The following is a 25020-nucleotide window of genomic DNA, read 5'->3' as shown; positions in this document are numbered from 1 at the left end:
TTCAGTAGAGGCCGACTCGTACCGCAATATCACGTTGCTTTCTGAAAACCCTTCAAATCGTTCATAGGTGATTCCAGCAATCAAGCCTTCCGTATAGAATTGCTGCCATGAATGCAATGTCGCCCCCTATAGATTTTTCAGCCTCGTCCGTCGAAGTGGCCCGTTCCCTCATAGGCGCGACCTTGCTGATCGATGGGGTTGGGGGCCGGATTGTAGAGACAGAAGCGTATGACCGCGACGATCCCGCTTCCCATAGCTTCCCGGGCCCAAACCGGCGTAACAAGGTAATGTTCGGCCCGCCCTGCCGCGCCTATATCTACCGTTCTTATGGAATCCATTGGTGCCTCAATTTCGTCTGCCGTCCGGACGGGCATGGCGCAGGCGTATTAATTCGTGCGATCGAACCGCTTGCAGGGCTGGACATCATGCGTACCCGACGCGGATTAAACGATGCGCGTCTCCTTTGCTCCGGGCCGGGACGAGTCTGCCAGGCTCTCGGTATCACGGATGAACACAGCGGCATACCGATCGATGCACCGCCTTTTCAACTCCTGCCTCCAAGTGAACAGATTTCCGTCGTGACGGGTCCGCGCATCGGTATTTCCAAAGCGATGGATGTGCCTTGGCGTTTCGGGCTCGCCGGGTCCCCCTTTCTGAGCCGCCCGTTTCGCTGATCGGTTTATCCTCCGCGAAAAGCGGGTCGTCAAGAAGCAAAAGGAACTCCAGATGAGTTGGGATAATTCCTGCGTCGGCACAACGACGGCCTTTAGTCAGAGGTTCTCCGAGTTGGGCAGCTGTAAAAATGTGTTTTCCCGCAACTCGCTCTGTACCGTATCATGGATGAGCTGCAGTCCCCAAAAAAACCCTCTAATCGAGCTTCATTCCAATTTCTCGCACGCTTAAATCAGCAATTATTTTATTTATAATCAGGTCTCGCCCAGGCGTAATTGGATTTTCTTTAACCTCAAGCAGCTAAACATATGATGACTGATTTTCAATATTCCCGCGAAGCAAAGACAGAGCCATCCAATCAAACATGGAAGGATCGATGAGTCGCCTGATCACCAAGCTCGGCTGGCTGGCATTCGCCACCGTCGGCGCCTTTGCCTTCGCAGTCATCGCCTTGCAGCAGGGAGAACCCATTGGCGCCGTCTGGATCGTCATCGCCACGATCTGCATCTACACCATCGCCTATCGCTTCTACAGCCGGTTCATTGCCAGCCGGGTGTTGCGGCTGGACCCCACCCGCATGACCCCGGCCTACAAGCACAACGACGGACTGGACTACGTGCCGACCAACAAATACGTCCTGTTCGGGCATCACTTTGCCGCCATCGCCGGCGCGGGTCCCCTGGTCGGGCCGATCCTGGCCGCACAGATGGGCTATATGCCCGGCATGCTGTGGCTGCTGGCGGGCGTCGTCTTCGCCGGCGCCGTGCAGGATTTCATCGTCCTGTTCATTTCCACGCGGCGCGACGGCCGCTCCCTCGGTGACCTGATCAAGTCGGAACTGGGGCAGATACCCGGCATGATCGCCCTGTTCGGCACCTTCTTCATCATGCTCATCCTGCTCGCGGTGCTGGCGCTAATCGTGGTCAAGGCGCTGGCCGAATCCCCCTGGGGCACCTTCACCGTCGCCGCTACCATTCCCATTGCCTTGTTCATGGGCGTGTATGCGCGCTATCTGCGCCCGGGCTCGATCGGCGAAGTGTCCCTGATCGGCTTTGTGCTGTTGATGCTGGCCATCGTCGGCGGGCAGTATGTGCAGGAAATCCCCGCACTGGCCGCCCTGTTCACCTTGACTGGCGAGCAACTGACCTGGCTGCTGATCGGCTACGGCTTCATCGCCTCCGTCTTGCCGGTCTGGCTCTTGCTGGCGCCGCGCGACTACTTATCCACTTTTCTCAAAATCGGCACCATTGCCGCTCTGGCCATCGGCGTCATATTCGTTTCGCCGCAGCTCAAAATGCCGGCCTTCACCCAGTTTGTGGATGGCTCAGGCCCGGTCTGGTCGGGCAGCCTTTTCCCCTTCCTGTTCATTACCATCGCCTGCGGTGCGGTATCCGGTTTCCACTCGCTCATCTCCTCCGGCACCACCCCAAAAATGATCCGCAATGAGCACGATGCGCGTTTCATCGGCTACGGCGCCATGTTGATGGAATCATTTGTCGCGATCATGGCGCTGGTTGCCGCCTCCACCATCGAGCCGGGGGTGTACTTCGCCATGAATAGCCCAACCCCGATCATTGGCAGCACGGCGGAATCGGCTACGCAGGCCATCTCCCAATGGGGCTTTTATGTCACCCCCGAGATGATCACGCAGACCGCGCGCGATGTTGGGGAGCACACCATCATTTCCCGTGTCGGCGGCGCCCCCACGCTGGCGGTGGGCATGGCGCAGATCCTCTCGGATGTGGTCGGCGGCCAGGGCATGATGGCTTTCTGGTATCACTTCGCGATTCTGTTCGAGGCGCTGTTCATTCTCACGGCGGTGGATGCGGGTACGCGCGCCGGACGCTTCATGCTGCAGGACCTGCTGGGCACTTTCATCCCGTCGATGAAGCGCACCGATTCATGGGTTGCCAGCCTTATCGCCACCGCCATCTGTGTGGCGGGCTGGGGCTATTTTCTGTATCAGGGGGTGATCGATCCGCTGGGGGGCATCAATACCCTGTGGCCGTTGTTTGGCATCTCCAATCAGATGCTGGCTGGTATTGCGCTGATTCTGTGTACGGCCGTGCTGTTCAAGATGAAGCGCGACCGTTTTGCCTGGGTGACGATCTTGCCGGCCGTGTGGGTGCTCGTCTGTACGCTCACCGCCGCCTGGCAAAAGATATTCGATGCCAATCCGCGAATCGGTTTTCTGGCGCACGCCAACAAATACCAGGAGGCGATCGCTGAGGGCACGCTTCTGGCGCCGGCCAAATCGGTCGGGCAGATGCAGCAGGTGATTTTCAACGACTATGTGAATGCTTCGCTCGCTGGCCTCTTCATGCTGGTGCTGATCAGCATGCTGGTGTTCGGCATCCGGGCGGTGCTGCGCGCCCGCGCCATGGGTATGCCAAGCGCAAAGGAGGCGCCATTCGAGTTATTGCCGCTCGATGCGGCGTCCGGAACGCGATGAATACGGGGGATCGTGTTGATTAAAATTACCAGGGCGGTGCGCTATCTCGGGCAGAGCATGCGGTTGATGGTCGGGGTGCCTGAATACAGCACTTATGTTGCCCATATGAAAACTACACATCCCGATCAGCCAGTCATGTCATACCGCGAATTCTTCCGGGAACGGCAGGAGGCGCGATATGGAGGAAATGGGAAGGTCACCCGGTGCTGCTAGCAAGTCCGGAACACTAACTACGATAAGAGAAATCCCCACGCCATAGGGGGACAGGTTCGTTCGTCGCCTCGCTGCCCTATATTGTTGTTGTGCGCCGAGGCAACATAATCGATATTGACTATTTTCTCGACGGCGCGTTATTTCATCGTTTGCATATGCAATAAACAAGACACGGCTTTAATTTCATTTGCTGTAGGTCTTTATCCGGGCTCGTTTTACTTTCTTATACCTGTAAATTCAACCTTGTCGCCATTCGGAGACAAGGTTGTTTCTCTATAAATCAAGTAGTTATAGCTCAACAAGAGGAATGATTAGTCGCACTGCGACGACATTTGAAGAACTATCTTTTTAATTAACCTGTTGTATTAACGGTTATTTAAGCCTTAAGCGTCTCCGGCACGCTAAATGCTTGTCAAGATAAGCCGGGTATTCTCGGACCTCCAACTCGGGAAGGATTTTTGTGGAACAGGAGAACAAACGGCACACGGAAAAATGACAATTTTTATTGTCCAATGCAATAACTTATCATTAGGAGAAAAAGAAATGAATAATTTGTCTAAGTTAGTTATAGCCGCTTTAGCTTTTGGAGGTTCTATTTCCACCGCATCCGCCGCAGGCGTTATTACCGACATAACGGCGAGTGGGGAAGGAATGGGAACGTTTAACATTCTCAGTAACACTACCGATCCCAACGTACTGGATCTTACCAAAAGCTTTGAAAGTGTTAATCCAATCGTCCTGACTTTTACTGTCGCTCACACCGACGGTCCAGGCAATCCCTATACCGTGACAGAGGCGGTCACCAACAATACTGGCCAGTCCTGGATCGACTTTCACTATAGTATTCAAGAACCAGACCAAGGCCAAGGGGTCGTGTTTACCGAGCACGCCAGCTCAACACTTTCAGGTTTCACGCTTGATCAGTCCAGCGGTCCGCGCAACCTCGACTTTACCGGAAATCTAGGGGATGACGGGATTGCCAATGCATCATTCATGCTGAGTCCGTTCGATCCAGGCGCGGGGAACACCACCACCTTCACTCTCACACAGGTTCCGACAATTCCCGAACCGGAAACGTACGCCATGCTTCTTGCGGGACTCGGTATGATGGGTTTTATTGCACGGCGCAGAAACAGTAAGCAAAGCGGTTAATACGTAATTATCGTATACACCGAACCCCGCCCTGTTCAGGGCGGGTTCTTAGCGCATCTATTTTCTCCCAGTAATACAAATGCTGCGGCTACCTCAATTCTATTATTTATCGCGTCGCAATCCCGCCAGATTCGTAGCCCAATTTTTGGCAGGATTCTTATGTGCTTTTACCTTCCTTCGATTTCTCCACATGAGATAGCCTGTAACAAATAGGACAAGAGGTGAAAAGCCAATAATTACTTGCAGTATTCGCGTAGGCAGTCCACCTATTACCCCGACGTGTATAGGGTAAAGAATATTATAAATGCGGGTTCCCGAGGGAGCATTCAAGACATTTTCGACACGCAATACTTCACCGGTGTATTGATCGAAATAGATGAAACTCTTCCCGTTAGGGTGCGATTCTTCGGACAATTTTTTTCGCACCACCAGAGGTGCCTGCGGCGTTTGCGGAAAAGTAATCCATGTGGTGGGCGCGGGCAGGATGCGGTCTGCTCGATCCAGCAACGCATCCAATGAAATTGCTGCTCCCATTGCTCCGGATGGATCGGAAAGGGGTGGTGCAGGTCTTGGCTGACTGACTGTCACAAAATTGATAAGGTCGACTACGGTTTTGTTGAACACCAGAGAAACGCCGGTGAAGGCAATAATCAGAAGGAAAAGGGATGTATAGATGCCCGATGCGCGGTGCAAATCAAAGATTACCTTTTTCCACGGGGCGGGCCAACCGATTTTGAAGCCCCGGGAAATCTTTTTAATTCCGTTGGGCGGCCACCACAGGAAGAACCCTGTGACACTCATGCAGATTAATAGCAAAGCGCTCACACCAAGAATAGTTTTACCGTCCTCACCAATCAGAAGTTCGGTATGCAGGAGGCCGACCCAACCAATAAAGGTGTCTTCCTGTCTATGCGCGCCGAGCACTTCCCCACTGTAAGGATTCGCATACACGAACAAATCATGGGCGCTATTCATCTTGAGCAAATAAGTTTCCTGCGGCGCGCGCGGCATCCGCATAAAAACTGGCTTGTCTTCCGGATATGCCCGCTTGACAGCGTTCAGCACCTCCTGGACAGGAACACGTTCATCGCGTACCGCTGTTTCCATCAATTCCGGATGCGTGAGTTCTTCGATCTCTTCCCGAAAAACAATCATGCTCCCGGTTAGCCCGCTCAGAACTAGAAACAACCCGGCAGCAAGCCCAATATAAAGGTGAAGATTAAAGACAACTTTACGTGTTCTCATGATTAAGACCTTGAATAGACCTGCTAACCGAAAAGGCCCGAGTTCTCCAGAACTCGGTCTTCACCCCTCGGAATAGGGTCAGTCAAAACTCGACCCGAGCTACCGTTTTGGCCATGATAGGAGCACCTACGCCGAGCAAGCCATTACCCGCGGTACTCCAGTAATTACTGTTGGTTGCGTTATCCACCACTGCCTGGATCGTGGTACGCTTCCCAGCTATGCGAGTCGCATAGCGCGCATTAAGGGACAATATCGCGTAGTCATCCACGAATGCCTGGTTTTCCGTGTTGACGGGCCGTCTCCCCACGTAGTGCACACCCCCTCCGAGGGCCAGTCCGGGAACGCTCTGCAAACGGTATTCGGCGAAAAGACTGGCCGTGCGCTCGGGCGTGTTATCCGGTATCCGGCCAAAGGTCGCAGGATTGTCTCTGTTTAACTGCTTGGCCTCCATGAACAGAGCTGATCCGATAAGGGACAATTGTTTCGTTACTTCTCCGGCGAGCGACAGCTCAAATCCACTATATTGTGCCATCCCGTTCAGAACGAAGCGATTGGCCGCGTCTATGGTAGTCGAAGCGCGCTTGATGTCGAAATAAGCGACCTGGAGCAATATACCTTGCGCAAGCATTGCTTTTACCCCAGCCTCCTTTTGGATTGATACCGCCGGGGCCAGAATCTCGCCACTGTTGGCGCGGTTGGCGGGCGCCTGCCCGCTTTCCTCAACCCCCTCGATGTAACTTGCATATAGCGAAACGTTGGGGATGATCTTGTACAGCAGTGACAGCGACGGGTTGATGTTGGTCGCCTTAAAGTGGGTATTGGTCCCAACACTCTCATAGAAGCTGCCACGCACTCCCAACATCACTTGCAGTCTATCCGCAATCAAAATGCGGTCGGACAGATACACGCCCAGGTCCGTTATTTTCGAGAAGTTCGAACTGAAGGGCATGGTGGGAGATTGCCGCGCGATTTGATTGGGATGAAAGAGGTTCTGCGCGACACGGGCAGTGGACGAAGTGCGCGGATCCTGGCTGCGCTCGCTACCGGTAAAGCCCAGGGATATTTCATGGGTAATGTACTGGCCGGGCAGACGTCCGAAAACTTCCGCGCGGAGATTTTCGTTATCCCAAACCTGGCCGCGGTTAAAGAATATTTCTAGGGTCCCTTGACCTGTGGCAAGGTTGTAATCCCGAAACTGTGAAAAATTACGGTCGCGCATGGTACGCGCCTTGCCGGCTTCAAACAGGAGCGCCCAGTTGTCGCTCAGTGCATAATCAGCACGAAGCAGCAGATTGGTCGCTTCGGCATCATATTTCTGCCACTCTCCCGCAAGATTGCGGCGTGCGTTCGGAACAGGCGGCAGCGTTATCACGCCATTTACCGCCGCGGGGGCTCTGATTGCCGCTTGCTCGGAAACTTCCTTGCGGTAATGTTCCACATCAAACTTGATGGAAAGCTTGTCGGTGACGCGCCAATCAAAGGCCCCCGACATTAGCGCGCGGTGCCCGGAAAAATTGTCGATGCCGATATCTTCGCGCCCGGCGACAAGATTGATGCGTGCTCCAAATTGCTGCGTGTCCCCAAAGCGCCGCCCCAGATCGATATGAGTATTGGCGCCGCCATAGATATTGGCCATTAACGAGACATTGGAAACAGGGTCCTTGCCTGCGCGCTTGGTCACCATGTTGACGATGCCTGACGGCGGTACAAAACCATAGTACAGCGACGAAGTGCCCTTTAGCACTTCGACACGCTCCTTATTCTCCATTGGAATATCGATGAGGTTGATGACCGGCAGCGATCCGTTGAGCCGGTAATTACTGCGATTCTCCACGAGAATGCCGCGGATCGAGAGATTGTCGTACGTCGAACCGTTCAACTGCGCACGCGTCACACCGGCTGTATTACGCAGAGCCCCAAACAGGCTGGTTGTCGCTTGTGCATCGAGCACCTCTCGTGTAACCACATTACTGGTCTGTGGCACGTCGAGCGGCGCCATATCCCGGAATGTCCCGACCTGAACGGTGTCGGACTTATAGCTCCCTGTGCGCTCTCCGGTCACGGTCACGGCAGGAAGCTTCTTGCCGGGTTCAGCCTGGCCCGAGGTCTGGGCGCTTGCTTGCTGAATCCAGGACGCCAGTGAAAGCGCCACGACTGCCGAGGATAAATTCAGTTTCATAATACTTCTCCATGAACACTGCCGTACCCGACCACGGGGCTTCAGGAAGAAGATGGCATTCAACTGGTTACTCATGGCGATAGATCCCGATACCGTAACCTTCGGGCAGCGGCGGTATTGGATGGGATCAAGAACATCGGATGATGGCGAAATGATTATGTGTCTCATAGTTATTTTTCTTTTTTTAGTTTGTTTGCTCATAAAGTGATCCTGCAATCGATTACTGAAACGGTATTACCTGGAAAAAAATATACTATGAAGTATCGATAGTAGCCGGCAGCATGAAATTGCCGGTGCGTTGTGAAAGGCAGCAGCATACCGGATAGCGGTCGAAAAGCCCCATGTTATACATCCATACCCCGGGGTGCATCCGGTTCACCGGCCGCTTCCGGTATCTTGGCTGCGTCCCGACCCGGACGGCACGAAAATACCGGGGAAGATAACATCATTTTATCCTGCAGCAACGGTACAGAGATATTGCAAATTGGTAATGGAGAGGGAAACAGATGCCGGGTTGTTTTTGGCGGGTACAGGTCTCCCGCTCTGGCGCGGCGCACAATCTCATGGGGATCCACGATATAACCTTGCCGGGATGCGCCTACCCTCACATAACCGTAGTCGAGCAGCAGGCAGGGAACATACTTCAGCCCAAGCTGGAGAGCCGCCTGTAAACGGTGGTGACCATCCATCACAGCCAGACTTGTGCGTTCCACCGCAATCGGAACGCGCCACAGCTGTTCTCGTAAAATGGTTTCAGCCAAAGTAATCGCATGCTGGGGATAATGGCACTCGTTCGGCCTAATCTGCTTAGCGCGTACAAAATGAACGGGAAACGAGCAGAGCATCATCAGTTCCTTTTTTAACAATTGTCCAGAAACACGCGTTCAGGATGAGGATGGCTCAAAAAATCGTGATGCGAGATGTGCCAGCCATACGCACCGGCCAACAGGAAGACGACACAATCACCCGCCCGCAGACGTTCGACAGTAACATCACGCGCCAGGATATCCTTGGGAGTGCACAGTTCGCCGCACAGCGTGACCTGCGCATCATGTACCGCGGGGCGTGAAAATGGGTAACACCAGCTATCGCGCGCCAATACCACGAAGGGATGGTTGTGCTGCCATGAAACCGGCAACCGGAAGTGGTGCGACCCGCCGCGCAGTATAGCGAAATGTTTGCCGTAGGTGGTCTTCACGTCAGTAACCTCCGCCATGTAGTAACCACAATCTGCGGCAAGAAAGCGTCCACACTCGAAAGCAATCTGGAAACCGGGGCGGCGCCTTGCGATGAGCGTCGACAGCCCCTTGCAAAAACTATCCCAATCAAAGGGCGCGTTGGGGTTGGCATAATTTACGCCAATGCCGCCGCCGACATTGAGCCAGTCAAACTCCAGTCCATAGCCGCGTTGCCAGGCTTCTGCCAGGTTAAAGTAATGCTCCATCAGAGCAAGATGAGTTTGCGCATCCAGATTGTTGGAAATCGCATGGATGTGTAGACCCTTGAGGCGGATGCCCGGCAGTGTACGGATAAATTCGAACATGGCGGGAATCTGCGTTTCTTCGATGCCAAATTGTGTGGCTTGCCCACCCATACGCAGGGTTGCCTGCTGTGGAACACTTGCGGGATTAACACGCAGCAGAATGTCCGCCACCTGGTTGCGGCATCTCGCAATCCAGTCGAGGCGCCGCAACTGATGCTCGCTTTCCACATGAATCAGCATGATTCGTTCGTCAAGAGCCCCTTCCAGTTCGGCATCACTCTTGCCGGGGCCGCCGAAAACGATAGTAGCGGAATCATCAATCGCCCGCACATGCCGGATTTCGCCCAAAGACGCCACTTCGAAACCATCGATATGGTTGAGCAGCGCTTTCAGTATCGGCCCGTCACTGTTCGCTTTAATTGCGTAAAAAAGTTTGCACCGCGAAGGCAAGCTTTGTCGTAACCGGTCAGCACGCTCTCGCAGATGCGCCAGATCATATAAGTAGGCGCATACGGGCTGTGTGCGGGATTCGGTTCGGCCCTCCAGATAATTGCGCAGCCGCTGCAAATTCATTGCCCGTTGACCTTGATTTGATACTGGCCGAGATGAGCCGCCATCGCACGGCGTGTAATGCCCCGGTCATCCCCCAGAATGAACATTCGAACGTCGTCCCGATACCAGTATGTAAAATCCTCGGGTGCTCGCGGCAGCGCGCAGAATGTTTTGTTATGGTGCTGTGCGGCGGCACGAATACGCGATACTGCCGCACGCACCTTCGAATGGCGTGTTTGCCAGGGTAGGCCGAACGCTTGCGAGAGATCCGCCGCGCCCTCCAACAGCACGTCCACCCCCTGCACCGCCGCGATTTCCTCGACACTGTCCAGTCCTGCCTGGTCTTCGATCATTATCACGACCAGTGTGCGTTCCCTTATCGCATCCATGGAGGTCCCGAGATCGTCACGTCCATAACCGCTATGCCAAGTGGCGTTCAGGCCACGCTCGCCAAGCGGCGCAAAACGACAGAGACGCACCGCATCCTGTGCGGCCTGCACCGAACGAATACGAGGAAAAACAATGCCTTCCGCACCAGCGTCAAGTGCCTGCAGCGCTTGATAACCGGCTGCCACGCGCACAAGTGGCGCTACACCGCTTGCCCGCGCCGCTAACAACATTGCCCCCAGCTGTTCGGCGCCGATCAGCGTATGTTCCAGATCGATCAGGACAAAATCATATCCGGCTGCAGCAATCAGCTCTACACCCAGCGCGGCGGGAATGGAGCAAAACAGGCCGTAAGCCGTATCGTTCTTCTCCAAACGATGTTTCAGATACACAGCGGTTCCTCGATCCGGGCGAGCGGATTAGGCGCATGCCGCGTACGCAACCGGGTTTCCGGTTGGAAACGTCGGCTGGCAAGCAGTTCGATACCCACCTCGTCAGCAAAGCAATCGAATAGCGAGTAACGTGCTGCACCTTCGGGATTGCGGGTTTGATGCGCGTGCAGTACTTCCCCGGTGATCTGCCAGAACCGCTTTTCTTCCATGCCATAGTTGCGCAGGAACAGCCATGACAATTCCGCCAGGCTGACAAAGAAAAGCGCATCGAAAGTAAAATCCCGTAGTTCATCGGCACTTTCGGTTTCCAGGAAAGAGTTGGGGTTGATCTGCGAATGCTCGGACGGGGGCGCCGTGAGTATAGGCGCCGGGCCGGATAACAGCGCTTTGCTGAAGCGCACTCCGTCGTGGAAATCCTTGAGCGCTACCCGCGCCGGCAAACCGTCTTCCAGCAGTAGAATCATGTTCTGCGCATGCGATTCCAATGCGGTCCCATGTTCCCAAAGCAGATGCAGCACCGGCAGATATGCCCGCTCCACCAATCGTCTCAGCCATTGTTCTGGACCATGGCGTCGCACCCATGGATCGATGAAGGGCCTTCCGTCGATATCGATATGCGTTACGGCGGTCATCGGCACCGCCCTTTCCCCCGGACGCAAATAAGCATGCACGCTTTCGCGCCAGATACACGACAATGCTCCATATTGACCGTTGGCCGGAGCCAGCGGCGTGAAGCTCACCCCAGCCACTTCGCGGAGCAGCACGGGGCGAACCATGGGTAATGGCCAGTCTGTGCGTTCTGCCAATCCGTGCAGCCAGTCGCTGATGACGGGCGCGTTCTGGACAGTGTGTGGCGCCAGCACTCGCGAGGTGGAAGTGTTGATGAGATTCATCGAGAGCTTGAGCGACAGGCGATTCACGTCGCTCAGATTCCCCAGGGTACGGATCGATTGCTGCGGCAGGTATTGATCGGCTAACGGACCGATTGCCAGGAGCTCACCCCGTGCCAGAGATTGATGATAACCGGGCAGAACGACTTCATCCCATTGCCAGGGATGAACCGGTAGCGGCAGATAGTCGTCGGGCTGCAATGCGAACCGGGCTAATTCGTCACGGAAGCCCTGCCAGCCGGCTTTCCCCAACAACACAGATTCCCTCCCCTCCCCCAAATTCAGCCCGTTACTGACCGCCCAGCGGCAACGATCGCGTCTTACGGCCAGCAATAACGGCGTCACGGAAGACGCTATCTCCGGCGCGTAGGCACCGTTGTCTCTCAGCGTAAAGCCCATCCTCGACTTATAGGCGGGATGATAGAGGTGGCCATCGGTCAACCTTGCTTCCACCGTGTCATAGTCGGCCTCGCGCAACAGCTTGCCGCTATGCGCGTTTAATGTTTGCGCATGCTTGATTTGGGTTGCCAGGAGTTCGAATGCAAACTGACCGAGCCGGACCTCGTCGGAGACCAGCCATGGAGCGATTTCCGACAGGAATAGCGCGGGATCGCTGGCTTCGTGAGTGGCCCCATTATCAATTCGCAGTACCGGCGCCGTGATACGCACGCGGCCAAAGCTCATGGTCCGTCGTGCCTGGCATTGATAACTGACTGGTATGTCGTCGGCGCGAAGTCCGGGCAAAGTCAATGTTTCTTCATCCCAAGTGCAGTGCGGCACGGCACCCTCGAATAACAGCGCCTCCAGGAGCTGTCGCAGCACGCGCCGGCTAGCCTCGCGATATGCCAAACTATTTATCAGGTTTTTATAATCGAGCGGATGCATGGGCTTGTTGTAGGATCATCGGATTGGGTATCTCGACCCATAACGGAGATTCGCCGTGCTGATAAAAGCTGCTGAGCATGTTCGCTTTGGCCGGCAACGTGGATTGGACGAGCAGATTCCGCACCAGCGGGTCATCGGTTGTTGCATCCAGCATCCTTGCCGTGTCACGCCATAATGTTGCTTCGGTAGTCAATCCTGTACGAGCCAGGCACGCAATGGCATGGCCGACATGATTGACCAGAACGTAATACTGGAAGCGATGCCAGGCCTGTCCATCGTCATAGAGCGCCGGACTATCGTCCGGGAGGCAATCGAGAAAGGGAAAGCGCGTGCGGCTGATACTGACTCCCTCCATGTCTCGTGCGTAACCGCGCACGGGCCAGCCATTGCGGAAGGCTACCAGCGTATTTTGCAGATGTGCTTCCAGGCTGATACCGTATTCGAGAAACAGACGCAGCAACGGTAGCAGCGTGACGCCAAGGTAGCTTTTCCACCACTCTCGAATCAGTTCCTCGCAGAGCGGTTGGCCTTCAGCGGACAGTCTCAATAGCGCTAGCAGTGGAATTTCCCCCTCGGCCGGCTCTTCCAGCACCGTTACGACGGGCTGCACCTGCTCGGCCTCGGTTGCCGGCATCGCCAGCCGGTAAATCACCGCACAGGCAGCGCGTAGCGCTTCATCGGTAAACTTAAGTGTTTGACTGGCCAGTTCCGGCAGAATACAGAATGCCGTTTGTTCAGACACATGCCGCGGTAGTAAAGAAAGCGCCAGACTGGCATCCAGCGCCCGCCTCACCTGGTCGGACGGATTATTGCGTATGAAATTGGTGATACGAATATTGAGCGATAGCTTGAGGAATAAATTCTGCCGGGGTAACCAAACCGTACGCACCGACGAAGTAGGCCATGCCACTTCCCCCAGTGGCCCGAGCGAAATTAACATGCGGCTTTTTATCATCGCGCTGATTTCCGGCAGACCCAGCAGATAATTCGCCTGCCAGGGATGACAGGGCAATAACCGGTAATCGTCATCGGCAAGCAGATCCTCGGCAAACAACGCAATCTCCGGATCAATTGATGGATGCTCGTCGTTTATAGCACGGGTCTCCAGCATGCTGGCCGCCACCGCAAAGTAATGCAGGCGAAACGAAGCGCCGAGCTCAGGGGCGTAGCGTTGCATGTCTTCTTCGCTAAAACCTTCCGCGGCCTTGGAGGTAACATGAAAAATATGGCCAAAGCGCAATCCTTGCTCTGCAGTGACGAATGGCGAGCGTCCCCCTGTGGGCTTACTCTGGTGGAAGCGGCGAACTTTTGCTACGCTGTTGCGCATCAATGACCTCAGGCGGTGACGGCTGAGCTCCGCCACTTCCGCGGACTGGTTGCTGATCGCGGCGAGCGTATCGGCGATCAAATCAACAAGTAGAGTGGCATTATCCGTCAAGGGTTGCCAATCACCCTGCCGCCCCATCCACGCAAATGGTGCGAGCCGGTGATAGCCTATTGGCGAGAAATAGGAAAATGCGCCGGCTAACTGGTAGCCCGTCCGTGTAAACAGCACAAGATACGGGATCAGTCCGGCGCCTCGCCAGGCTTTAATATGTGAACGAAGTTCAATTGGTCCCGCCTCGTCCGTTGCGAGACGCGGATCGAAACAACCCGTTTCCCGGCAATAGGTATTAAGGTACTGCTCCACCAGGCGTCGCTCTATCGGCGCCATTTCCAGCAAATTGGAGGGCATCGGGATCATTTCTTTAACTCTGCAAGGGAGAAGCTCACGGTACGATCGCTGAAGACCAGCAATCCGCTGGTAAAAAACAGTATGGCAATCGGCCAGATGAGGCTGACCGGAGAAAGAATCGGCAGCAGAAGCATAATGAGTAATGGACCCAGCAATTGGCCGGCGACCATGAAGCTCCTGCTTAATCCCGTCACATGACCATATGCCGCGATAGGCAGTTGACGACTGCAGGCCAGCAATACCGACTGCATCAGCGCGGCATAACAGGCGCCCTGGCCTATCCGCAGTAGAGCCACAAGCCAGATCTGATCGGTTACTATCAGCAAGCCGATCGATAGCGCGCAGCCCAGGGCGGCGAACGTAAAATAGCGTCGCGGTTCACCGCGATCGTTCAGGCGGCCCCACAGCGGACTGACCAGCATGGTCGCCAGCCAACCCAGCGCATGCAGCAGGCCAATCTTGCTGGCCATTGCCTCGGCAGCCGGAAAGCGAGCCGTCAGGTAAAGCGGGAATACGTTAACGAACGCGAACGCGGCCGCCTGAATCAAAAAGGCGGCAAGCATCCAGTTGCGCAGATTGCTATGGCCAAGCACGGTGCGCAGACCGGAAAAAGATAAATCCGAGAGCGGAATTTCTTTTCGTGGCTCGGTGAGCTGGCTCCACAGCAGTCCGCCTGCAACAGCCGTAAGCACGGCGCTGGTGATCAGTAGCGGTTTAAGCGACCAGTGGTCCAGCATTATGCCGCCCAGTATCGGACCAGCCAACGCCCCGCAGGCAATGGCGCTTTCCTGCAAGCCCAGAGAACGCCCGCGCGATATGTCCTCGCTGACATATCCGATATAGGCGGTGAGCACCACGCCAATTGTGCTTATGCCCTGGAGCAACCGGCCCAGCATGAACCCGTGCATACTCGAGCTTAATGCCATTAGCATTATGCTGGCAATGAATACGATTAGTGATACCAGGAGCATCCGTCTATAGCCGAAACGGTCGCACCATTTGCCGGCATAAGGAGCCAGGCACAATGTACCCACGGCTGGCGCAGCCAGCGCAAGACTGCTCCAGTGTGCAACATCCTCCGCGTCCACCTGCGTCAGGGTCGCGATGTAAAGCGGCATGATCGGCACAAAAACCATCAGTCCAAGAGTAGTAACGGCCTGGCAGACCAGTAGCAGCGCGAGGTTATGCATGCAAGATATCACGGCATCCATCCCCGGGACTCGATGGACTCGTGGCTAACAGGGGATTAATCATCCGCCCCATGGCGCTGGGCATACCTGTGCCGAAACTCGTGACGCCAAGCAGCGGTGCAAGCAGTTGCTTGAATGGCCACTCGGCTTCCTTCAGCAAGAGGTTTTTCGTCTGACCCGCAATCTCGGCCGGCAGCGGTATAGATTCCAGACATGTTTCGAGCACGTTGCGGACAATGCGCCATCCATAGGCCTCATCCCGCCCATAGTGTGTGGCCAGTGCTGCAAGAATGGCGTACAGATTGACCTCGATGGCCAAAGTTTGCAGGTAGGCCAGCAGTTCCGCCGGAGTACTCAACTCCAATGTATTGGGTGTACTGCGATCGATAATATAGTCCGGCGCCGCCACGCCCTGAGCCTGCATCAACGGGCGGCAAATACGCAAGGTGTCATGATCACGTAGCATCAGCGCAACAATGCGGCGCTCGCTGAAAGCCAGCAGTACATTCTGCCCGTGCAACTCCGGCATCACACCCTGTGCAAAACAACGCAATCCCAATTCCAGTAATGCTCGGGTTATGTCACCAAATAGCGCCCACGCAGCTTCTTCTTGATTGGCGGATCCCGTCAAATGATTGAATGCAGGCAGTTCGCCGCCAGCGGAGACAACTGGCAATGACGCCATTGGAACCAGCGTTGCGCCGGGCAATACAGGATAGCGCCGGATCATGCAGGCCAGTTCGCCTGGTTCGGATTCAAGTGTAGCGCTGCCACTCCGCTGGCTTAGTGCCCACCACCGATTCTCGTCGCACAATTGCAGGTGGGCCCCAAGCCAGTCGTCGCGTTGGCGCAGGGATTCCAGACAAGCGCTAGCCAGTATGCCGTTGTGCAGATATCGCGGCGGCAACGCGCGTGTTGCCCCGAGCGTGCGAACAGAGAGTGCGAGCTTGAGATGCATGCCCGGGCTTTTAGTGACTGCAAGCGAGCGTAGCGAAGCGGTTGGAATCGCTGCCCCCGGTCCTGAACACAGGTCGATGCATACGCTCAACTCAGGACGAGTTGACCGGTTGAGCCAGGCCCATTGCCACGGATGGACCGGCAACCACAACCAGTCATCGTTATCGGTACCGCAGGCGCGAGCGATCCTGGTCAACGTATCTTGCTGCGCAGGGTCGAGCAGATTCTCGGCCAGGGGTTGACCGGTGACTGTGACGTCTCCTTTTGCTTTCACTATTCGATCTCGCGGCACCGCGACCCAATGCAGTGAAAGCGGTGCCATTGTTTCAGCGGCATAGGCATAGCCGTCGCTTTCGTGCCAATCCTTGGCCCGGGCCAGGGGATGAAATGGCCTGTCTTTCAAGCAACTCAAGGCTTCCCAAGACAGTAAGTCACCGGGAGCATCCATAAAACGTGCCATGATGTTGTTTTCATGCGCTGCGGTAAACGCGGCCTGGTCGTATGCCAGATTGAAGAATCGTGCGAAACGCCCTGTCTTGTCATTCCACCAGTCTGCCGTTTGCAATGCCTCGACAGTCTTGCCGATCTCAAGATCTGCCGTCTGCGTATCGCTGTACAGTATTGCACGCGGGCTCAGCACCCGGAACGGCCGCAAACCATGAGCCCTCTGCCCCTGCAAGCGTAATGATCGTGAGCTGTCAAGCCCGATTTCCAGCATTGCTTTGCCGTTATCTGCCGGATGAATGGTGCAATGGGCACGGAAACCATAAAGATTTTCCAGCCAGAGCGCATCGAACAAGTCCTGAGCCAGGCGGTTGGCATACGGATGAGGTGTCATGATCTGCATGCAACTCAACCGTATAGCGGCAACTGGATACCAATTCCACGCTCATTCGCGAGATGGTAAAAATGACGAGCACAGATGATGTCGTCAAGCGCCATACCCATGGGATTGAGCAAAATGATTTCATTATCGTTTTCCCGGCCGGGCCTGTCGCCGATAACAATTTCTCCAAGTTCCGCATGCAGCCGTTCGCGGCTGAAACGCCCTTCCAGCACCAGTTGATTGATAATCTTTTTCTCGCGGTTAGACTGGTCCCAGTCGTCCACCACCACCTTGTCAACCTTCTCGTAAACATCCTTGTGAACATCCATAATGGATACATTGCTGACGAAAGCGCCTGGTTTGAGCCATTCGTACGCCAGGTAGGGTGAATCGGTTACCGTACAGGTTACAACGACGTTGGCTGCACGTACTGCGGATTCCGCCGAGTCCGCACAGAGGAAACCGACGCCTGGATAGTTTTCGGCGAGCTTCGCGGCCAAGGCATTGGCAGCACTGCCGGACAAATCAAACAGATGAATACGCGCGATACTGGGGAATTGCTCCAGCAACGTCCGCATTTGCATATGCGCAATCGGGCCACAGCCGATACAGGCTGCATCGGTAAACCCAGTGCGTGCCAGATAACGGGTCGCTACGGCGGTAATGGCCGCCGTGCGCATGCCACTGATCAACCCGCCCTCCAGGATTGCAATCGGATAATTGGTTTGCGCATCATTCAGCACAATGACCGCGCTGGCCCGCTCAAGACCAAAGCGAACGGGATTGTGTTGGCGGCTGCCTACCCATTTGAGACCCGCAACCGGCTCCTCGCCCCCCAGATAGCATGGCATGGCAATAATGCGGTCGGCGATGTGATCGGCGCCAGCCCAGCGCAGGTAAGGTTTGAGCGGCTGCACATAGTCACCTCGCGCGTGCGACGCCAGCCCATCAGCTATTGCATCGACATAGGGTTGGGAATGGGCTCCGCCCAATGCAGTTATATCGCTGCGGCTAAGATAGAGCAAAGTGGGGGAGGAAGTTGAAGTGCTCATACTGTTTGTCCAACGGGAGTATCGGTGAATCTCTTTGCTATGCGGGAAAAATGACGCTCCTTCATGCGTAACAACCACTGGTCGCTGTACACTGTATCCAGATAACGCTCGCCACGATCTGGCAGAATCGTGAGAAAACGTGCAGGCTCCGTCAAATGAGCAGAGAGACGCTGAATAGCGGCGATGACAGAGCCGGATGAGGCTCCGGCGAAGATTCCTTCATGCTTTACCAATTGCCGGCATGCGATCGCAGACTCATAATCGTCTACCAGGATGACCTGGCCAAGTTCATCGCGCTTCAATAATTCCGGTACACGGCTCGCGCCAAGCCCGGGCAACTCGCGGGCAGCGGGTGGAGTACCAAAGAGTACCGAGCCAAACGCATCAACCGGGATGACTTTCATGCCGGGCCAGGCCTCGCGCAAACGGCGGGTAATGCCATGGATGGTGCCGGAGGTACTGACGCCCAGCACCAGATAGTCCACAGGCCGATCCAGATCGCGCAGGATTTCCTCGCCCTCACCGTTGTAATGGCTTTGCCAATTTCGCTCATTGGCATATTGATTCGTCCATATGGCATCGGGCTGCTCGCGTAGCATGCGCTTGACCCGATCGATTCGGGTTTCCAGATAACCGCCCTGGCGATCCTTCTCGGTAACAAGCTCAATATTGCCGCCGTAACATTGAATAATCTGACGATTCACCGGTGAAAGATTCGGATCTACCACTGCAGTGAATTGCAACCCATGTATTCGGCAAATCATCGCAAGTGCAATGGCAAAATTGCCGGAGGAGCTTTCGATAATATGTGACCTTGGAGTTATGGAGCCGTCGGCCAATCCATGCTCGATAATATAGTGTGCGGGCCTGTCTTTGATGCTGCCCCCCGGATTGACCATTTCCAGCTTGGCCAACACCTCACACTGCGAATCCTTGAATAAGCGGGAGAGGTTAACGATAGGGGTTCCACCTATACAATCAAGAATATTGCGAAAGACCATGTAGTACCTCCAGCTGTCAGTTAATAATGATCATTGCGCGAAGTAATTTAATAATGAGAGGGATAAGCATTCGCAGCTGTTTTTAAAACCCCTTCCTTTCGGTAGCCAATCCAGCAATCAAAGATTAACCTCTATAAGACCTTGGCAGGCCTACTCCGATCAGTGTTTTCACACGCGATCGCGCCGGCATGCGACGGCGGCACTCTTTAAATTTTTTCGCGGACTGTGGTCGATAACAAGGTATAACGATGCATTTTTCTTATTTTCACAGCCGGTAATTCGGGAACGGGTAAAAGGTCCTTGCCCGGAGCGGCTGGAACTCTCAAATAAAAAAATGGCTGGCTTGCCCAGGATGGGCTGGCGGGCTAAAAGCCACCGGGAAAGGAGAACCCAGTGGCAACGGATAGTTTATATAATGGGCTTTTTAACTGATTCCGGGCATTTTCTACTCGACGCGATTCAGAAAAGTACCACATACCGATTTTTTCTGTAAAGCTTTTCTGTAAAGCATTACGCTACTCATGCACGCTACTCATGCATAACCGCCGAGTGTCTGAAAATATTATTTCCAAACGGAATAATAATGATTCGCATTATACTTAACAATGATTGAATCGCAACTATTTTTTGACGTTGAGCTGCAGCAGTTCCGCAATCTCCATCCATTTTTTGCAGAAATGCCCGTTCTATCGTTCTAACCTCTCCTGATTCCTGAAAAAAATTCACGATTTCTCCAACTAAACGGCTTTACGAAAGGTCAGGTTTATCCGATGTGCCCCGGACAAAGGATGGCAGCCTTCCTTGACCGGCAGGATGCCGTGATATCGAAGTCTTGCCGGCCCTCCCCATACCATTACATCACCGTGGGCCAATGGTATGCGCACCGGCTTGTCCTTACGCTGAGAGCCGCCCCACAGAAAAACGGCTGGAATACCTAAAGAAACCGAAACGATAGGCGCACTGAAGCCGCGCTCGTTCTTGTCCTGGTGTAATGAGAGCCGCGCCCCTGCCTCGTAACGATTGATAAGGCACACATCGGGCTCGAAGTCATCGAAGCCGCCGCTTGCCGCAGCCGCTTGCGCCAGATTCATAAAGACATCAGGCATGCCAGGCCAAGGTTTCCCGCTCTCCGGATCTGTCGCGTCATAGCGATAGCCGGTTAGATCGCTTACCCAACCATAGGAACCACAATTCGTCATGGCTACCGACATGCGGAAACCCCCCGGTGTAATCAGATGGCGAAACGGCGCCTGAGCTGTAATATACCCAAGCGCTTCAAAGATGGCGGCTTCGTTTGGCGCTGCAAAGCCCCGCAGCACAGTTGCGCCAGGGCATAGTTCCTCCCGCTGCGCCTGGTATAGCGCTGCATCTTCAAATAGACTCAGTGTCATCTTGCTCGTCCTCCTCAGGTTGCATCGTGAAAAATGATGCCAACGGTGTGACGATGACCGGACCGAAGGCGGCTTACGCCGTGCCGCAGGTTGACGCGGTATATTCCACGCGCGCCCTGCACCGGTCTGTGGTGCACGGCGAATGCAACAGCGTCCCCCTGCTTGAGGGGCACCACCTCCGGCCGCGACTGCATGCGTGGCCGCTGCTCGGTCAGCACGAATTCGCCGCCTGTGAAGTCCCTGCCCGGCTCGGACAGCAGTATGGTGATCTGGATCGGAAATACATGCTCTCCATACAAATCCTGATGCAGGCAATTGTAATCACCGGACCCATATTGCAACAACAGCGGCGTCGGACGAAGCTGACCCGCATGATGACAGCGCTTGATGAAATCGGCGTGTTTGGCGGGATAGCGCGCGTCAACGCCCATTGCTTCGTTCCAGCGGTTGGCAATCGGCACCAGTTGCGGATATATCGACGTCCGCAGTTCCGAAACGACGCCAGGTAGCGGATAGCTGAAATACTTGTATTCCCCTCGGCCAAAACCATGATGCTCCATCACGACCCGGCTGCGAAAAATGTCATCCCTCGAATACAAGCGGGCCAATGCGTCACATTCATCGACCGAAACAAGCTTTTCAATCACAGTGCAGCCCTGCGCACCCAGATCGCCCGATATCCGTCCCCAATCGAGCGACCTCACCCGGTTTACAATGTCGCGGACAGGGGCGATACGGCGCAATTCCGCTGTCAGCGTATTCATGCTTTCAACTCCACTTCCGCCTCTTTCTCGAGAAGGGCACGCTTACGCTCGACGCCCCAGCGGTAGCCGGACAAAGCGCCGTCATGACGCACCACCCTGTGACAGGGAATGGCAACCGCCAGCTTATTGGTTGCGCACGCCCGCGCAACGGCCCGCACCGAGGTCGGTGAGCCGATACGCCTGGCAATCTCGGTATAGCTTGCGGTCTCACCCGTGGGAATCTCGCGCAAGGCCTGCCACACGCGCTGCTGAAATGCGGTCCCGCGCACATCCAGCGGCAGATCAAGACCGATACTCGGCGCTTCGATAAAGCCAACCACCCTGGCGACGAGTTGCTCGAAATCGGCGTCGCCCCCGACCAGATTGGCGCGGGGAAAGCTATCCTGCAGGTCGCGTACCAGCTTGTCAGGATCGTTGCCCAGGAGAATAGCGCAAATGCCACGGGCGCTTTGTGCAATCAGGATCGATCCCAACGAACACTCGCCAATGGCAAAGCGGATTTCGGTATCGGTGCCGCCGGCTTGATAGTTGCTCGGTGTCATGCCTAGAATCTCGTTAGACTTCTCGTAGAAACGGCTGCTGGAGCTGTAGCCGGCATCAAAAATAGCATGGGTCACAGCACCGCCACGGCCGAGTTCCTTGCGCACCTTTTTCTCGCGCTGCGCAGCGGCATATTGCCTCGGCGTTAGTCCGGCAACCTGCTTGAACACCCGGTGGAAGTGATATGTGCTCATACCCACCCGTCTTGCGAGGTCTTCCAGGACTGGAACAGTCTCTGACGCTTCGATAATGCGACAGGCTTGGGTGACCTTGGCCGCGTACTGCTCTACCAGTGGAGGTTGATTCGGCTGGCAGCGCTTGCAGGGCCTGAAGCCCGCCTCCTCCGCTTCTTCGCGTGTGGCGTAAAAACGGACATTCTCGGGCCTCGCCGGGCGGGCTGCGCATGAAGGACGGCAGTACACGCCCGTGGTCCTGACCGCATAATAAAACTTGCCGTCAGCTTCAGGGTCGCGCGCTCCAACGGCGACCCAACGGGGATCCCTGACCGTTTCGGCAGCGAGCGTGTCTTTTTTCGCTAACGTAGTCATGACATGCTCCTTTCAATAGTTCGCATGAGTTGCATGAGTTGGCAACAGGGTACCAATTTATCAACGTCAGCAATCTGCCGCACTCCGGGTCTTGCTTTCGAATTCCATGATCGATTCCTGCACGGTGGAGCCATTCAGGACCAAGCCAAATAATCGACTACTTACGTAAAATCAGCGTCCAAAACTACCCGATAACGCGCCTTTCCTGTGACAAGATGATCAATCGCATCATTCACCCTGCTCATCGGAAAGTGTTCCACCTGCGGTGTAATATTGTGCCGTGCGACAAACTCCAGCATCGTCGATATTGTTGCGGGTCCTCCCGTTGGCGATCCGGAAACGCTTTTCTGCCCCATGATGAGGTCAAAGGCGGGAATTGGCATTGGCTCCAGCACGGCGCCTACGACATGCATGCGCCCGTTCGGCTTCAGCGTCTTGAGTAGCGAGGTCCAGTCGAGAGGCGTATTAACAGTGATAAACAGAAAATCAAGCGAATTGGCGGCCTGGAGAATCTCGGCACTATCGCGACTGGACACTATGCGATGCGCACCGAATTTCCGCGCTTCGTCCGCCTTCGAGGGGGTCGACGTAAAAGCGGTCACCTCGCAGCCCCATGCATTTGCGAATTGAAGTGCGAGATGGCCGAGCCCGCCGATGCCCACCACCCCGACCCGATCCGTAGGCTTGACTCCAAACGTAACCAGCGGCGCAAAAACGGTGATGCCTCCGCATAGCAACGGGCCGGCGGAAGATATTTCGACCCCATCAGGCAACGGGATCGCCCACAACCAATGCGAACGAATTTTGTCCGCGAACCCTCCGCGGTGCCCCACAATTGTCGGCGTTGCTCCCAGGCAGAGATTGTTATTACCGGTTATGCACTCGTGGCAATGCATGCAGCTATCGGCGTTCCAGCCGACACCGACGCGCTGCCCGATCTGCAATCCCTTGACTTGGCTGCCAGCCGCGACCACCCTGCCTACTGCCTCGTGCCCCGGGACAACGGGATATTGGGACAAGCCCCAGTCATTGTTGAGAATAGAAAGATCGGAATGACAAAGTCCGCAATGCTCGACTGCGATCTCCACCTCTTCAGAGCCGAGCGACCCGGCATCATAGATATATGGTTCGAGATTCTGTTTTGCCCCGTGCGCAGCCCATCCATGAATATCCATCATTTACCCTCTTTAAGTTAATGTGCGTCACACTATCTTGCGCACCCCGGTTAATCACCAAAAACTTTTACGCACTTGCACGCAGGGAAGTATGGTCTATGTTTTTTAAAAAAAACACAACGGCGCGCAAGCGCACGCTAATGGAAGCCGTCCATGCAGAGTCAAACGTCCCGTTATTTTGCTCCCTTCAAGATTTTCAGCATTATGATGCTGGTAGCATTGGCAATCCTTTACGCCGCAGTGATTTCAATTACAAACTGGATGGGCATCGGCATTTAGGCTTTACCATCTTAAAATTCGTCCAACAGCAGAGAGATGGCTGCAATGACCAAGCGACAGGGACAACTTTATTTCGTCGTCTGCACATTCCTCGCGGCGGCGAACTTTATTGGCATGACGATCCACAGCCATACTCGCTTCGCTGAAATCACCGATGAAGATAAACTCACCTCGGAAGAGCGCTGCCCATTGCTCTACTGGATGTTCTACGAAATTAATAAGGACGTAAGCCACATTTCAGATGACAGACGCACCAATAACAGATACAGGCGTTCGCGCTGATTTTTACGACCAAGCTATTGGTCACCTTAGGCTGATTGACAACGATTGGGCGCAGCTCATTACAGCGATCGGGTCATGCATGCATCAATCGAACCCGGTGCGTGAACCTTATGAGGCCCTGATCCGAGCTGTGGCCTACCAGCAGTTGCATGCGCGAGCAGCCGACGCAATTATCGCCAGATTCCTGAATATGTATCCGGAAAATATGTTTCCCTCCCCCGCTGAGATTTTGGCGACCCGGTTCGAAGATCTACGTTCGTGCGGATTTTCAGTACGTAAAATCGGCACTATAAGGCATATAGCGGAAGGCGCATTAAGCGGCATAGTACCGCCTCGGGATCTTGCGGCGCGCATGCATGATGATGAGTTGATTACCCGGCTCGTCGAACTGCCGGGCATTGGCCGCTGGACGGTCGAAATGCTGCTGATCTACACGCTTGAGCGAACGGATATCATGCCCGCCGATGATTTTGGCATTCGTGAAGGATATCGTTTTCTCAAATCTCTCAATGACGCCCCCAATCGCAAGGAGATGGAACGTGCAGGCCTGCTTTGCAGCCCTTATCGAACCGTAGCGTCCTGGTATCTGTGGCGGGTTCCGTCTCTGCCTCATTACATGAAGAAGACGAAGGCTACATAGAGCTTTTTTTGATGTGATCGACCAACAGATCCCCAGTTTAATCCGTCCGGGGCGCTCATCCCTACATTTTTACCGTACTTTAGCCGGTTCGCGGCTTTCTTAAAACAGCATTATGATCACGAAGCGCGTGGCTGGTTT

22 protein-coding genes are annotated in these 25020 nt (G+C 54.9%); 6 read left to right on the top strand and 16 right to left on the bottom strand.

Annotated elements, in window-relative coordinates:
• The first annotated feature begins 116 nt into the window (after positions 1–116).
• The 4 genes from BMX66_RS00955 (at position 117) to BMX66_RS00940 (ending at position 4489) form a co-directional block, all read left to right on the top strand.
• A complete protein-coding gene (locus BMX66_RS00955) occupies positions 117–674 on the top strand; it encodes a DNA-3-methyladenine glycosylase (RefSeq protein ID WP_255398737.1) in 558 nt (185 codons plus the stop codon).
• 374 nt (positions 675–1048) lie between these two features.
• Complete coding sequence (locus tag BMX66_RS00950) at positions 1049–3124, top strand: carbon starvation CstA family protein (RefSeq protein ID WP_090877502.1); 2076 nt, start codon at positions 1049–1051, stop codon at positions 3122–3124.
• A gap of 12 nt (positions 3125–3136) precedes the next feature.
• Positions 3137–3337 carry a YbdD/YjiX family protein gene (locus tag BMX66_RS00945; RefSeq protein WP_090877500.1) on the top strand — a complete coding sequence of 67 codons (201 nt, stop codon included), beginning with the start codon at positions 3137–3139 and terminating at the stop codon, positions 3335–3337.
• A gap of 543 nt (positions 3338–3880) precedes the next feature.
• Complete coding sequence (locus BMX66_RS00940; RefSeq protein WP_090877498.1) at positions 3881–4489, top strand: PEP-CTERM sorting domain-containing protein; 609 nt, start codon at positions 3881–3883, stop codon at positions 4487–4489.
• A gap of 102 nt (positions 4490–4591) precedes the next feature.
• On the opposite strand, the gene BMX66_RS00935 is transcribed toward BMX66_RS00940, so the two are convergent.
• From BMX66_RS00935 to BMX66_RS00865, 16 genes are all read right to left on the bottom strand, one after another.
• Complete coding sequence (locus tag BMX66_RS00935; protein WP_090877496.1) at positions 4592–5734, bottom strand: PepSY-associated TM helix domain-containing protein; 1143 nt, start codon at positions 5732–5734, stop codon at positions 4592–4594.
• Positions 5735–5816: 82 nt separating this feature from the next.
• Positions 5817–7913 (bottom strand): TonB-dependent siderophore receptor, encoded by a 2097-nt coding sequence (locus tag BMX66_RS00930; protein WP_090877494.1) that lies wholly within the window; start codon positions 7911–7913, stop codon positions 5817–5819.
• Positions 7914–8257: 344 nt separating this feature from the next.
• Positions 8258–8758: a ParB N-terminal domain-containing protein gene (locus tag BMX66_RS00925; protein WP_255398835.1), complete on the bottom strand. Its 501-nt coding sequence runs from the start codon at positions 8756–8758 to the stop codon at positions 8258–8260.
• 14 nt (positions 8759–8772) lie between these two features.
• On the bottom strand, positions 8773–9969 hold the full coding sequence (locus BMX66_RS00920) for a type III PLP-dependent enzyme (protein ID WP_090877489.1): 1197 nt from the start codon (positions 9967–9969) through the stop codon (positions 8773–8775).
• Positions 9966–10727 (bottom strand): HpcH/HpaI aldolase family protein, encoded by a 762-nt coding sequence (locus tag BMX66_RS00915; RefSeq protein ID WP_090877487.1) that lies wholly within the window; start codon positions 10725–10727, stop codon positions 9966–9968. The genes BMX66_RS00920 and BMX66_RS00915 overlap by 4 nt, the downstream gene beginning before the upstream one ends.
• Positions 10718–12439, bottom strand: a complete 1722-nt coding sequence (locus BMX66_RS00910; RefSeq protein WP_199679250.1) for an IucA/IucC family protein — start codon at positions 12437–12439, stop codon at positions 10718–10720. Before BMX66_RS00910 ends, BMX66_RS00915 begins: the two co-directional genes overlap by 10 nt.
• Before the next feature lie 43 nt (positions 12440–12482).
• Positions 12483–14246 (bottom strand): IucA/IucC family protein, encoded by a 1764-nt coding sequence (locus tag BMX66_RS00905; RefSeq protein ID WP_255398736.1) that lies wholly within the window; start codon positions 14244–14246, stop codon positions 12483–12485.
• On the bottom strand, positions 14243–15427 hold the full coding sequence (locus BMX66_RS00900; RefSeq protein WP_255398735.1) for an MFS transporter: 1185 nt from the start codon (positions 15425–15427) through the stop codon (positions 14243–14245). Before BMX66_RS00900 ends, BMX66_RS00905 begins: the two co-directional genes overlap by 4 nt.
• A complete protein-coding gene (locus BMX66_RS00895; protein ID WP_090877481.1) occupies positions 15420–17231 on the bottom strand; it encodes an IucA/IucC family protein in 1812 nt (603 codons plus the stop codon). Before BMX66_RS00895 ends, BMX66_RS00900 begins: the two co-directional genes overlap by 8 nt.
• A gap of 5 nt (positions 17232–17236) precedes the next feature.
• A complete protein-coding gene (sbnB, locus tag BMX66_RS00890; RefSeq protein WP_090877479.1) occupies positions 17237–18262 on the bottom strand; it encodes a 2,3-diaminopropionate biosynthesis protein SbnB in 1026 nt (341 codons plus the stop codon).
• A complete protein-coding gene (gene sbnA / locus BMX66_RS00885; protein ID WP_090877477.1) occupies positions 18259–19263 on the bottom strand; it encodes a 2,3-diaminopropionate biosynthesis protein SbnA in 1005 nt (334 codons plus the stop codon). Before sbnA ends, sbnB begins: the two co-directional genes overlap by 4 nt.
• Positions 19264–19791: 528 nt before the next feature.
• Positions 19792–19989, bottom strand: a complete 198-nt coding sequence (locus BMX66_RS15235) for a hypothetical protein (protein WP_143058170.1) — start codon at positions 19987–19989, stop codon at positions 19792–19794.
• Positions 19990–20000: 11 nt separating this feature from the next.
• Complete coding sequence (alkB, locus tag BMX66_RS00880; protein ID WP_090877475.1) at positions 20001–20654, bottom strand: DNA oxidative demethylase AlkB; 654 nt, start codon at positions 20652–20654, stop codon at positions 20001–20003.
• A gap of 14 nt (positions 20655–20668) precedes the next feature.
• Entirely contained in the window at positions 20669–21418 is a 750-nt protein-coding gene (locus BMX66_RS00875; RefSeq protein ID WP_090877473.1) for a 2OG-Fe(II) oxygenase, read from the bottom strand.
• On the bottom strand, positions 21415–22506 hold the full coding sequence (gene ada / locus BMX66_RS00870) for a bifunctional DNA-binding transcriptional regulator/O6-methylguanine-DNA methyltransferase Ada (RefSeq protein ID WP_090877471.1): 1092 nt from the start codon (positions 22504–22506) through the stop codon (positions 21415–21417). The genes BMX66_RS00875 and ada overlap by 4 nt, the downstream gene beginning before the upstream one ends.
• Before the next feature lie 161 nt (positions 22507–22667).
• Positions 22668–23684, bottom strand: a complete 1017-nt coding sequence (locus BMX66_RS00865) for an NADPH-dependent aldehyde reductase Ahr (protein ID WP_090877470.1) — start codon at positions 23682–23684, stop codon at positions 22668–22670.
• A gap of 95 nt (positions 23685–23779) precedes the next feature.
• On the opposite strand from BMX66_RS00865, the gene BMX66_RS00860 reads away from it, so the two are divergent.
• Both BMX66_RS00860 and BMX66_RS00855 read left to right on the top strand, forming a co-directional pair.
• Positions 23780–24106, top strand: a complete 327-nt coding sequence (locus BMX66_RS00860; protein ID WP_090877468.1) for a hypothetical protein — start codon at positions 23780–23782, stop codon at positions 24104–24106.
• Positions 24107–24201: 95 nt separating this feature from the next.
• Positions 24202–24882, top strand: coding sequence for a DNA-3-methyladenine glycosylase family protein (locus BMX66_RS00855; RefSeq protein ID WP_090877466.1), 681 nt, complete (start codon positions 24202–24204; stop codon positions 24880–24882).
• Positions 24883–25020: the final 138 nt, after the last annotated feature.

This window comes from Nitrosovibrio sp. Nv6, assembly GCF_900110495.1.
GTDB lineage: Bacteria > Pseudomonadota > Gammaproteobacteria > Burkholderiales > Nitrosomonadaceae > Nitrosospira.
The sequence above is the reverse complement of the archived record's forward strand: the minus strand, read 5'-3'. Positions and strand labels throughout refer to the sequence as shown.

Coding starts and splice junctions, on each gene's coding strand:
- BMX66_RS00955 (WP_255398737.1), top strand. CDS start 117: ATGTCGCCCCCTATAGATTTTTCAGCCTCGTCCGTCGAAGTGGCCCGT.
- BMX66_RS00950 (WP_090877502.1), top strand. CDS start 1,049: ATGAGTCGCCTGATCACCAAGCTCGGCTGGCTGGCATTCGCCACCGTC.
- BMX66_RS00940 (WP_090877498.1), top strand. CDS start 3,881: ATGAATAATTTGTCTAAGTTAGTTATAGCCGCTTTAGCTTTTGGAGGT.
- BMX66_RS00935 (WP_090877496.1), bottom strand. CDS start 5,734: ATGAGAACACGTAAAGTTGTCTTTAATCTTCACCTTTATATTGGGCTT.
- BMX66_RS00930 (WP_090877494.1), bottom strand. CDS start 7,913: ATGAAACTGAATTTATCCTCGGCAGTCGTGGCGCTTTCACTGGCGTCC.
- BMX66_RS00925 (WP_255398835.1), bottom strand. CDS start 8,758: ATGCTCTGCTCGTTTCCCGTTCATTTTGTACGCGCTAAGCAGATTAGG.
- BMX66_RS00920 (WP_090877489.1), bottom strand. CDS start 9,969: ATGAATTTGCAGCGGCTGCGCAATTATCTGGAGGGCCGAACCGAATCC.
- BMX66_RS00905 (WP_255398736.1), bottom strand. CDS start 14,246: ATGATCCCGATGCCCTCCAATTTGCTGGAAATGGCGCCGATAGAGCGA.
- BMX66_RS00900 (WP_255398735.1), bottom strand. CDS start 15,427: ATGCATAACCTCGCGCTGCTACTGGTCTGCCAGGCCGTTACTACTCTT.
- BMX66_RS00895 (WP_090877481.1), bottom strand. CDS start 17,231: ATGCAGATCATGACACCTCATCCGTATGCCAACCGCCTGGCTCAGGAC.
- sbnB (WP_090877479.1), bottom strand. CDS start 18,262: ATGAGCACTTCAACTTCCTCCCCCACTTTGCTCTATCTTAGCCGCAGC.
- sbnA (WP_090877477.1), bottom strand. CDS start 19,263: ATGGTCTTTCGCAATATTCTTGATTGTATAGGTGGAACCCCTATCGTT.
- alkB (WP_090877475.1), bottom strand. CDS start 20,654: ATGACACTGAGTCTATTTGAAGATGCAGCGCTATACCAGGCGCAGCGG.
- BMX66_RS00875 (WP_090877473.1), bottom strand. CDS start 21,418: ATGAATACGCTGACAGCGGAATTGCGCCGTATCGCCCCTGTCCGCGAC.
- ada (WP_090877471.1), bottom strand. CDS start 22,506: ATGACTACGTTAGCGAAAAAAGACACGCTCGCTGCCGAAACGGTCAGG.
- BMX66_RS00865 (WP_090877470.1), bottom strand. CDS start 23,684: ATGATGGATATTCATGGATGGGCTGCGCACGGGGCAAAACAGAATCTC.
- BMX66_RS00860 (WP_090877468.1), top strand. CDS start 23,780: ATGTTTTTTAAAAAAAACACAACGGCGCGCAAGCGCACGCTAATGGAA.
- BMX66_RS00855 (WP_090877466.1), top strand. CDS start 24,202: ATGACAGACGCACCAATAACAGATACAGGCGTTCGCGCTGATTTTTAC.